Consider the following 10,627-nt stretch of genomic DNA (forward strand, 5'->3'; position numbering starts at 1 on the left):
ATGCGCAAAATCATTCATATCGATATGGATGCCTTCTATGCATCAGTCGAATTGCGAGAGCGTCCTGATCTAAAGCATCTTCCCGTCGTTATTTCTTCGCATCATCCGCGAGCTGTGATTGCTGCTGCCTCCTACCCTGCCCGTGAATTTGGTTTGCGTTCTGCCATGTCGATGAGTCAGGCAAGAAAACTATGTCCTCAAGTTGTCATTATTGAACCAAATTTTGAAAAATACCGTACGGTTTCCGCTCAAATTCACTCAATCTTTCAGCAATATACGCTACTTATTGAACCTTTATCTTTAGATGAAGCCTATTTGGATGTCACTGAAAATCTAAAACAGATTGCGAGTGCAACCGAGGTTGCGATGCATATTCGAGAAGATATTTTTAGGTTAACTGGACTGACTGCATCAGCAGGTGTAGCCCCTAATAAATTTTTGGCAAAAATTGCTTCAGATTGGAATAAACCGAATGGCTTATGTGTAATCAAACCTTCGCAGGTTGCTAGTTTTATTCAAGACTTGCCACTTAAAAAAATTCCAGGCGTGGGTAAAGTCACTCAGGAAAAATTGCAGCCGCTTCAGCTACATACCTTAGGTGATTTACAGAAAATTGAAGAAGCTGTTTTGGTTCACCACTTCGGTAAATATGGACAACAACTCTATCTATATGCTCAGGGCATTGACCATAGACCTGTTCAAGCTGAAAGAGCTCGCCAACAAATTTCGAAAGAAACAACTTTTGATAGTGATTTTACTTTGGCTCAATGCCAGCCCTATTGGCATGGATTAGCCGAAAAAGTGTGGCAAACACTAGAGAAAAAACAGCTCAATGCACGTGGTGTGAATATCAAACTTAAACTCAAGAATTTTCAGACTCTACAACATAGTAAAAGCTTTAAAAGACCGATCCAGTCGCTACAGGACTTAATCCAAGTTTTATTTTTATTGTTAAATGAAATGCAGATTCCCGAACATTTCCAGTTTCGCCTGATTGGTATAGGCGTTTATCAATTACAGACCCAAGCTGATGACTTCCAGCTTAACCTCTGGTAATTGACTACTTTTCACTCAAAAGAGCAACTTTTAAACAAAATAGACTCCCTTTTACTAAAACTTTAGAGTAACCTAATCCACGCATATTCATTACCCATGTATTTGCAACATGCCAAAGCAACCTTTACTTTCGGCATATCGTCCTGTGATTGGCGTGACGACCAAATCCGAATATTGCAGGGCTCTTCTGATACATGGCTTAGATATCCCTTCCTCACAATAATCTACTGAAATTCTTTTCTACTTGCTTGCACCGACCTAGCAACTCTTCATAAAATCAAAACTATTAAATAAAGCCACTTTAGAGCATTTTTATGACGGTAAAGCGTTTACACGTTACTTCACGCTACTGCGAAGTTGCGATTTCAGGTAATTTGGTACACCTAGCTGGGCAACTCGCCGATGATACAAGCGCAGATGTCACAGGGCAGACTCAACAAACTTTAGATAATATTGACCGTCTATTGGCAGAAGCTGGAACTGATAAAACCCATATTCTTTCTGTCATGATTTTTTTAAAAGATATTGAAAAAGATTATGCAGCAATGAATGCGGTTTGGGATGGATGGATTAGCGAAGGGAACCCACCAGCACGTACATGTGTAGAATCAAAACTCTATGCGCCAGATGTACTTGTAGAAATGACGGTTGTTGCGGTACTTCCATAATTTTTATATTTATAAATCCATGTAAAATTGAGCAATATCTTGGGTGATATTGCTCAATTTTTTAGTAATTTTAAAATTTTGAATTTCAGCATTTTATTCAAATCTTCTTAAATGAGTTCTCAAATCAATTTTGCTAATGTCGAATTTTTAAGGCTTCACAAAAGCGTTTGACATTCTTTCTAGCTGGGGTGTCGCATGCAAAGTTGCTAATTCTGATTCAGGACTCAATAAGTCTCTTCTTAGGTCATGATAATCAGGCACACTGCTATAATGAAGCACACGATAGCCAGCCAATTGTAATAGGCGACGCTCGTATTGTTGATGCGCTCGGCGTAAACCGTTTTCCCCTAGAACAACAACTACAACTACCTGATAATTTTGATCAAGCACAACAAAATCAGCTGACATATTTTGATATTTACGACGTGTATGCGCATATTTTGTAGTTAAAAGTGCATCAAAAGATACATGAGCCAATACTGTAAATTTAGGCAAAACAGTTTGTAGTCTGGTTAAGGTCATTTGCTCATGACTAGTTAACACTGCACGGCGCTTTAAAGCACTATCATGTTGATGCCTTCGTGACAGACTTTTCACTGCCATAACAGCAACCAGAAATAATAATAAGATCGTAATTAAATAGTACATGGGTCCATCCTTTAAGTTTTTTATAATGATTTTGCTAGATCACGCTTTGTTTTAATTGATAACGACACAGCCGTTTTTTAAAAGGTTCACTTAGTAATTTCACTTGTAGTTATCAAGCTTGGCTTAAATTTAGCCACCCTCACATTATTTATAATCACAGAGTCAACAACAATCAAGTGCAGCTCGTCAGATTTTTAGTATTTATCATTATTCGTTACGTTTTTTGTACTTTAAATACTCAAAAATCTCATTATACGATTTAAATAGAATCATAAAAAACAAAACAGGCTCTATTTAAGAGCCTGTTTTATCATTATCCACGAACTTTAGATTTAGGTTTGCTTTTCCCACCAAACGGTCTTTTTTCTCCTGTTTCACGAGGAGGTAAACCTGTATGTTGCGTTAGAACCTGTCCTTTTTGTGGACGCTTTTGATTCGAATGATTATTCGTTTGCTGGTTATTTCGTTTAACCGAATCACCTGCTGTAGACGAATTTTTCTTACGAGCAGACTTATATTCCCCTTCTGTGCCTTTTGGCTGATAAGTCGGAATTAAATGCTGCTTCGAATTACCAATTAAATCTGCGCGACCCATCTCTTTTAGGGCCTCACGAAGTAATGGCCAGTTGTTTGGATCATGATAACGTAAGAATGCTTTATGCAGACGACGGCGTTTTTCACCTTTTACAATATCAACTTTTTCAGTATAGCGAGCTACTTTAGCAAGCGGGTTTTTACCCGAATAATACATGGTTGTTGCCGTTGCCATTGGTGATGGATAGAAAGTCTGTACCTGATCGGCACGGAAACCATTCTTTTTCAACCAAATTGCAAGATGCATCATGTCATAATCTGAAGTACCCGGATGCGCAGCAATAAAGTACGGAATTAAATATTGCTCTTTCCCAGCTTCTTTACTAAAACGGTCAAACATTTGTTTGAAACGATCATACGTACCAATACCCGGTTTCATCATCTTAGATAACGGGCCTTGTTCGGTATGTTCAGGAGCAATTTTTAAATAACCACCAACATGGTGTTGTACTAATTCTTTGACATATTCAGGGTTGAGTACCGCAAGGTCATAGCGCAGACCAGAACCAATTAGAATCTTCTTCACACCTTTAATAGCGCGCGCTTTACGGTAAAGCTGCACTAATGGTGCGTGATCGGTATGTAAGTTTTGACAAACACCCGGATAAACACAAGAAGGTTTACGACAGTTTTTCTCAATTTCAGGATCTTTACAGTGCAAACGGTACATGTTTGCTGTTGGGCCACCTAAATCTGAAATAATACCGGTGAAGTTTGGTGCCGTATCACGGATTTTTTCAATCTCACGTAAGATCGAATCTTCCGAACGGTTTTGAATAATACGACCTTCATGTTCCGTAATTGAACAGAATGTACAACCACCAAAGCAGCCACGCATAATGTTGACCGAGAATTTGATCATATCAAATGCAGGGAAACGCGCATCACCATAAGTAGGATGTGGCAAACGTGCATAAGGTAAATCAAACACATAGTCCATTTCCTCAGTCGTTAAAGGAATTGGAGGTGGGTTAATCCATACATCACGTTCACCATGGCGTTGCACCAATGCACGGGCATTACCAGGATTAGTTTCAAGGTGCAAAATACGGTTTGCATGCGCGTAAAGCACTTGATCATTTGCCACTTCTTCAAAAGAAGGTAAGCGAATGACCGCCAACTCTCGTGGTGGTAATTTGTGTTTAATTGCTTTTGATTGCGCAGGCTTTAGTTGAACAATTTGAGTGTCGTCATCTAGTTTATCGCCTTCACGTACAATCGGATTTGCAACAATCTCTTTCTGGAAATCTTGATACTGAGCTAAAGAGTTACCCTTTTCTTTTTCGACCTCACAGCCATCAATATCTTCAGTCATGACATATGGGTTAATAATTGGATCAACACGTCCAATCGTATCTACATCATTACTCGCAACTTCAACAAACTTTGCTTTTGATGCTTTGTTATGTTTATTAATAATAAATGCTGTACCACGAACGTCTGTAATCTCGTGGATTTTTTCACCTTTAGCCAAGCGATGCATCACATCAATAATGGCACGCTCACCATTACCATACATCAGCAAATCGGCTTTTGAATCCATTAAAATCGAACGACGGACTTTATCTGACCAATAATCGTAGTGGGCAATACGGCGTAAACTGCCTTCAATACCCCCCAATAACACAGGTACGTCAGGGAATGCTTCACGACAACGTTGGCAATAAACTGTTGCAGCACGGTCAGGACGTTTATTTGGTTCATTATTTGGAGAATAAGCATCATCCGAACGGATTTTACGATCTGCCGTATAACGGTTAATCATCGAATCCATATTACCTGCGGTTACACCCCAAGCAATTGTTGGCTTACCTAAAACGCGGAAGCTTTCAACATTGGTCCAGTCTGGCTGTGCAATAATTCCGACACGGAAACCTTGTGCCTCAAGCACACGTCCAATCACACCTGATACAAATGATGGATGGTCAATATAAGCATCACCACAGACTAAAATAAAGTCACACGCATCCCAGCCGAGTTGGTCCATTTCTTCTCGTGACATCGGCAAAAATGGTGCGGGTTCAAAACACGACGCCCAATATTTGTCGTAATCAAACAGCGCTTTGGGCGCAGTCTGCATGGTGTAGGCAGTAGACATGGCTTGCGAATCTCGGCTAGCAGATGAAGGAGAGACATCTAAAGATGAAAGCCGATCATTTTAACATGAATTTCATTCATTTTCCCTGTTTATAAAACATGCGAAAACAACAATATAGAAATTAATTTGATTAAAGTTTATTCAATATTTTTTCTTGGAATAAATACGGCGGACCAAAATCCGCCGCAGTTTTAATTTTTATTTATAGAACTTAGAACAAAGCTTTTGGCAAACGGATCTGAATAATCTCGTTATCGTCAGCCAGTTTTGCGTTACGTCCTGTCGAACCAGGGAAGTTATTATCATTGAAAACGGTAAGCGTTGTGCCATTTTCAATAATCACATCTTCAATGGTTTCAAATGGAAAAGCAAAAACCTGTCCCATACCAATATCCCCTGCTCTAGCTGTGCCATACAGCATATTCGGGTTAGCAATTTTAATTAAATCGACTAAATCTTCACGGCTTACTAGCTGGCCTGACTCATTCAATTTAATACGAATTAATTTTTTATAGCCACCTAAATTATTCTGCGTTGCATCACGTTCAATAATAATGCCTTCCTTATCATTAAAGAGTTGGAAGTCACCAATATTGGTTGCCTTACTGTCTAACTGGAACCAATAATATTTTCCTGTATACGCTTTTTTCTTCACATCAAATTGAGAAATCAATAATTGTCTTTCTGTTTCTCGAATTGACTTAATTGGCTTTTCTATAAGTGGGTAAAGATACTGCCCATCTGGCGAAATCGCCATTCCTTCAAAACCACCACTTTGCTGAACTAGAGGTTCTACAAAATTAATTTGCGCTTTATTAAATTGATTTTGTGGTGAACGTAATTCTTGAGTCGGATTTAACGGATTTGGCAGAGCAATCGGTGCATCTAATAACACGCCATCTGCTGAAAAATGAAGTAAATAAGGTCCAAACTCATCTCCAATCCAATAAGTCCCATCACTAGTGCGTTGCATTGACTCTGGATCAAAATCAGCACCCGTTAATAAACGCTCAGCTGTATCACTATTGACTATATTAAATGGAATTAATTTGTTCGGATCACGCAGTTGGATAAGGCTTTGTACAGTAACTTGGCTCGTGCCTTTAGCTTTAGTTTTGAAATCCGGCTTTATTTTATAAATACGAAGTAAAAAGTCTGCTGAATTATCTTGAGTTCCAAAACCGTTATCGGCCATTGCCATATAACTGCCATCTTCATTTTTTAATGCAGCAGAAAAGCCTTGTACAGGTTGACCTTTAAATGGAGGATAAATTCCATTTGCACCTTTCACATATGCGCCAGAGTCTGGACCAGCAGCATAAGTTTCTACAGGTAACTTAGCAAAAGAAATTAAGGTTGGTTCGGTAACATTTTCAGTAGGTGAAGTTTGTTCTTGGTCGTTATCATCATTACATGCCGCCAATCCTAAACTGGCACAGCATAATAATGCCGCTAATGTTTTTTTGCTCATGGTTTTATACAGTTGGTAAAAAATTAAGCAAATTTAATCAAGCTTATATGAAGTTTTTACTTCAAAAAGATGAAATCTTTATGGCGAAAATATGACAAGACCAACTATTTAATACAACCTCAAAAATTAGACCTCTTCGCTAAAAACTGCTTAAAGTTTTGTTGGCTGATATTCTCCAGCAATCGCTGCTTTCAAAAAGTTCTGAAAAGTTGGGCATTCCATATGATTTTCAGCAGGACATACAGCAGCATGTTCTAATCCTTGACTAATAAAATGTAAACGCTTTGCCATTTGCTCTAGTTGTTCAGCTTTATCTTTTAGTTTTTGCCGATCAAGCTCAGGCTTACCATCTTGTCCAAACATTGCAGCAATCTCATTTAAAGAAAAACCCGCAGCACGACCTAAAGAAATTAATGCCAATTGATCAATGACCTGCTTGCCATATTGTCGACGTAAGCCTTGCCGCCCTATCGATTTAATTAATCCCTTCTCTTCATAAAAACGTAGTGTAGCCGTTGTGACTTTTGCCTTTTTAGCAACTTCACCAATATCCATAATAACCTCTTGACTTCAAGTGAACTTGAACTTGCACAATAAATTTATCACGTTTCATACGTATAAAAAGCAAGGTGTAAAAATGAATACCTCTACGTTGTTCTTTCAAGCTTTATGTCTTGGTATTGGTGCAACTATATTTATGGATATCTGGCTGTTCATATTAAAGATATTCAAAATTCCGACCTTAAATTTTGCCTTCCTCGGCCGCTGGGTTGGTTGGATATTTCAAGGGAAACTTATTCATGAATCTATTGCAAAAAGCCCTCAAATTAAGGGTGAATATTTTTTAGGTTGGATTGCTCACTATAGTGTGGGGATTATCTTCGCATTGAGCTTTCTTTTCATTGTTGGCTCAACTTGGCTTAGCCATCCTCAGTTTTACTCAGCTCTAATGTTTGGTGTAGTCACCGTTCTCATTCCATTTTTTATTATGCAACCTGCGATGGGTAGTGGCTTTGCTTCATCAAAAACACCTCATCCTTTTTTGAACTGTCTAAAAAGTTTGATGAACCATAGTGTTTTTGGTTGTGGCTTATATCTCACTGCAAAACTATTTCAAATTTAAATAAAGAGGAGACTACTCATGAAAACTATTGCCATCATTTACCATAGCCGCCAAGGCCACACCCAATTTATTGCTCAGCAAATTCAAACTGGTATTTTGAGCCATAAAAATATGAAAGCAGATTTACTCAATACTGAAGATATTATCAACAGCCCAGAAATTCTTATTCAATATGACGGCTTAATTTGGGGATCCCCCACTTATTTAGGTGGTGTATCTTCCAAATTAAAGCAACTCATGGATGCAACTGGTCCATTATGGAAAAAACAAAGTTTTAAAGGAAAATTAGCAGCTGGCTTTACCGTATCTTCGCTTCCCGCTGGCGATAAACAATCAACACTAATTTCACTTTTTACCTTTTGCATGCAACACGGCATGTTATGGGTCGGCAACCCGATTATGCCAGAACAACACCAAGGTATTCCTTATACTCAAGCAGCCAATCGTCTAGGCTCATGGTCAGGCTTAATGGCTCAGGCTGAACATGGCAGTAATGCCGATAGGTTTGATGAAGGAGACATTAAAACTGCTCAACAATTTGGAGAAAATTTTGCATTAACCTTAAATGCTTATCAAGGAATATAAGGCCATGAAAGCACAGAAACTTTTATTCCTCTTAATTTTATCAGGAATGATGTCTTTTTATAGTTTCAGGTATTTCAACTTTCAAGGCTGTAGGGCTAAATCATCACTTTGTTTCATTATGGTTATCGGCTTGGATCATTGCATGGATATTAGCTTTCCCAAGTGTATTGATTTGTGCTCCTATACCCCAGAAATTAGTCGACATCATATTTAAGAAAGTTGAAGAAGTAGGTCTGTAAGTAAAAACGTACAAAGCTTGCGGTCATTTGCGAATATTCAACTTTAGTATTTTTTCATAATATATGAAACATAGAGAGACAGGATGTCTCATTGAAGAAGAATAAGAACGCAGGAAGCGGTAGTGGACAGGAGTTAGCTACATAAAGCTGAATACGAAGAAACCTCGACAGGATGTCGGGGTTTTTTCATTTCAATTATACAAAATTCTTACTTTCTAGATGTACTCAGCAACAGAACTTATATTGATCCGATAAGTACGGATGAATACCATCATTTCATTTGAAATTTGATTATTGGTTTTGTATTTTGCTTACCTCATCTTTAGCTCAAGATCATTTTGAACCATCAGAATTACACCGCCTTAGCCTCAAATTTTTTATTATTGTATTGATGACAATAATGACAGGGTGTACAAGCTTAGGACCGAATAGTGGCTCATTTTCTTGGCGCTCAAATAAACTCTCATCTGGCTTACAAAAAGCTTATTCTGTTCCAGCGAGTACAGCCAATCGGCTATCTCCAATGATTATTCAAAGTGCTGACCAATATAATGTCCCCCCTCTTTTACTCGCAGCAGTCATCAGGCAAGAGTCTAGTTACAATAGTAATGCTCGCTCTCCTACTGGCGCCGTCGGTTTAACTCAAATTATTCCGAGTTATTGGCAACAAACTTGTGCGGGGAATTTATATGATGAAACCACTAATATTCAATGTGGTGCTTATATCTTAAATCACTATTATCAGTCAGCTGATAGTTGGTTCAAGGCAACAGCTTATTATAATGTGGGACCAACTGGATATGAGCGAAGCTTCTGGACACGACACAAAGCAAAAAAATATGCTCGATCTGTGAAACATCATCAGAAAACTTTAAAAAGTGCATTATAAATTCAGATCAAATAAAAAAAGCCCATCTATTTAATGGGCTTTTTTACATAGTTAATTTTATTCGTCAAATAAACCTTCAAATAAAACAGAAGATAAATAACGTTCTCCGCTATCAGGAAGAATAACAACTATTGTTTTACCAGCATTTTCAGGACGCTCTGCAATTTTAGCTGCAGCAGCCAAGGCAGCTCCACTTGAGATACCTACCAAAATACCTTCTTGAGTTGCACAGTTTCTCGCCCATTGAATTGCTTCTTCACTACTCACTGGTAAGACTTCATCAACCAAATCCAAATCAAGATTTTTTGGAATAAAGTTTGCACCAATCCCCTGAATTTTATGAGGTGCAGGCGTAATACTTTCACCATTTTTAGTTTGAGTAATAATTGGAGACTCAGCAGGTTCAACTGCTACTGAGTACAATGGCTTATTTTGGACCTGTTCAAAATAACGAGAAATACCCGTTATCGTACCTCCAGTACCTACGCCAGCAACTAAAATATCAACCTGCCCACCTGTTGCTTGCCAAATTTCTGGGCCAGTTGTGTCCACATGAATTTGTGGATTGGCTGGATTTTCAAATTGTTGTGGCAAAAAATAAACATCTGGCTGTTCAGTTGCTAATCGTACCGCTTCATCAACCGCCCCTTTCATCCCTTTCGCCGGTTCAGTTAGAACTAAATTAGCACCTAAAGCTTTTAATACTTTTCTACGTTCAAGACTCATGCTGGCTGGCATAGTCAAAGTAATTGCATAACCCTTCGCTGCCGCAACAAAAGCCAATGCAATCCCTGTATTACCACTAGTTGGTTCAACTATATGCATGCCTTCTTTCAACACACCTCTTTTTTCTGCATCTGCAATTAGTGCAGCCCCAATACGGCATTTCACAGAAAAGACAGGATTACGACTTTCTACTTTCGCTAATACAGTTGCACCAGTTTTAATTAAACGGTTGATGCGAACTAAAGGAGTATTACCAATAGCTTCTGCATTATTTGTATAAACTGCAATACCTAAATTATTGGGTGTTGGGAATTGTTGATCGGTAGACATGTTATATCCTTATTAGACTTGATATGAATTTCTTCCATTATAATCATATAAAAAATTGAGGATACAAATTCCGCACATAAAGCAACACCCCAACCTCTTTTGAGATTGGGGTGTTTGGAATAATGAGCTGGCGATGACTTACTCTCACATGGGTAACCCCACACTACCATCAGCGCTAAGAGGTTTCACTTCTGAGTTCG

At 38.4% G+C, this 10,627-nt stretch carries 11 protein-coding genes, 1 rRNA gene and 1 pseudogene; 6 read left to right on the forward strand and 7 right to left on the reverse strand.

All coding sequences use genetic code 11. The annotated features are described in order from the left end of the window. Positions 1 to 1,056 carry a DNA polymerase IV gene (gene dinB / locus MKX14_RS17350; protein WP_240283077.1) on the forward strand — a complete coding sequence of 352 codons (1,056 nt, stop codon included), beginning with the start codon at positions 1 to 3 and terminating at the stop codon, positions 1,054 to 1,056. A 4-nt stretch (positions 1,057 to 1,060) separates the two neighbouring features. On the opposite strand, the gene MKX14_RS17355 is transcribed toward dinB, so the two are convergent. Continuing rightward, on the reverse strand, positions 1,061 to 1,177 hold the full coding sequence (locus MKX14_RS17355) for a hypothetical protein (protein WP_080759734.1): 117 nt from the start codon (positions 1,175 to 1,177) through the stop codon (positions 1,061 to 1,063). 193 nt (positions 1,178 to 1,370) lie between these two features. Between MKX14_RS17355 and MKX14_RS17360 the strand changes: the two genes are divergently transcribed. Then, positions 1,371 to 1,724: a RidA family protein gene (locus MKX14_RS17360; RefSeq protein WP_005804002.1), complete on the forward strand. Its 354-nt coding sequence runs from the start codon at positions 1,371 to 1,373 to the stop codon at positions 1,722 to 1,724. Between the two features lie 147 nt (positions 1,725 to 1,871). On the opposite strand, the gene MKX14_RS17365 is transcribed toward MKX14_RS17360, so the two are convergent. The 4 genes from MKX14_RS17365 to cueR all read right to left on the reverse strand — a co-directional run bounded on the left by MKX14_RS17365 (position 1,872) and on the right by cueR (position 7,090). Next, positions 1,872 to 2,372, reverse strand: a complete 501-nt coding sequence (locus MKX14_RS17365) for a DUF2726 domain-containing protein (protein WP_046812252.1) — start codon at positions 2,370 to 2,372, stop codon at positions 1,872 to 1,874. A 313-nt stretch (positions 2,373 to 2,685) separates the two neighbouring features. Continuing rightward, positions 2,686 to 5,064: a YgiQ family radical SAM protein gene (locus tag MKX14_RS17370; RefSeq protein ID WP_240283078.1), complete on the reverse strand. Its 2,379-nt coding sequence runs from the start codon at positions 5,062 to 5,064 to the stop codon at positions 2,686 to 2,688. A 211-nt stretch (positions 5,065 to 5,275) separates the two neighbouring features. Continuing rightward, positions 5,276 to 6,535 (reverse strand): esterase-like activity of phytase family protein, encoded by a 1,260-nt coding sequence (locus MKX14_RS17375; protein ID WP_240283079.1) that lies wholly within the window; start codon positions 6,533 to 6,535, stop codon positions 5,276 to 5,278. 150 nt (positions 6,536 to 6,685) lie between these two features. Further along, complete coding sequence (gene cueR, locus MKX14_RS17380) at positions 6,686 to 7,090, reverse strand: helix-turn-helix domain-containing protein (protein ID WP_039764014.1); 405 nt, start codon at positions 7,088 to 7,090, stop codon at positions 6,686 to 6,688. Between the two features lie 82 nt (positions 7,091 to 7,172). On the opposite strand from cueR, the gene MKX14_RS17385 reads away from it, so the two are divergent. The 4 genes and pseudogenes from MKX14_RS17385 to MKX14_RS17400 all read left to right on the forward strand — a co-directional run bounded on the left by MKX14_RS17385 (position 7,173) and on the right by MKX14_RS17400 (position 9,371). Further along, the gene (locus MKX14_RS17385; RefSeq protein ID WP_240283080.1) at positions 7,173 to 7,658 is read left to right on the forward strand and encodes a DUF2938 domain-containing protein; all 486 of its coding nucleotides are present in this window, start codon (positions 7,173 to 7,175) and stop codon (positions 7,656 to 7,658) included. An 18-nt stretch (positions 7,659 to 7,676) separates the two neighbouring features. Beyond that, the gene (locus tag MKX14_RS17390) at positions 7,677 to 8,243 is read left to right on the forward strand and encodes a flavodoxin family protein (RefSeq protein ID WP_240283081.1); all 567 of its coding nucleotides are present in this window, start codon (positions 7,677 to 7,679) and stop codon (positions 8,241 to 8,243) included. A gap of 4 nt (positions 8,244 to 8,247) precedes the next feature. Then, positions 8,248 to 8,482, forward strand: a pseudogene (locus MKX14_RS17395) (DUF2798 domain-containing protein). A gap of 280 nt (positions 8,483 to 8,762) precedes the next feature. Further along, positions 8,763 to 9,371: a lytic transglycosylase domain-containing protein gene (locus MKX14_RS17400; protein ID WP_240283082.1), complete on the forward strand. Its 609-nt coding sequence runs from the start codon at positions 8,763 to 8,765 to the stop codon at positions 9,369 to 9,371. Positions 9,372 to 9,428: 57 nt separating this feature from the next. Here the strand turns inward: MKX14_RS17400 and cysK are convergent, their stop codons facing one another. Together cysK and rrf are read right to left on the reverse strand one after the other, a co-directional pair. Continuing rightward, positions 9,429 to 10,427 carry a cysteine synthase A gene (gene cysK, locus MKX14_RS17405; protein ID WP_240283083.1) on the reverse strand — a complete coding sequence of 333 codons (999 nt, stop codon included), beginning with the start codon at positions 10,425 to 10,427 and terminating at the stop codon, positions 9,429 to 9,431. A gap of 125 nt (positions 10,428 to 10,552) precedes the next feature. Then, positions 10,553 to 10,627 (reverse strand): 5S ribosomal RNA (rrf, locus tag MKX14_RS18350); the annotation flags it as partial.

Source organism: Acinetobacter pittii (assembly GCF_022449185.1).
Classification (GTDB): domain Bacteria; phylum Pseudomonadota; class Gammaproteobacteria; order Pseudomonadales; family Moraxellaceae; genus Acinetobacter; species Acinetobacter pittii_I.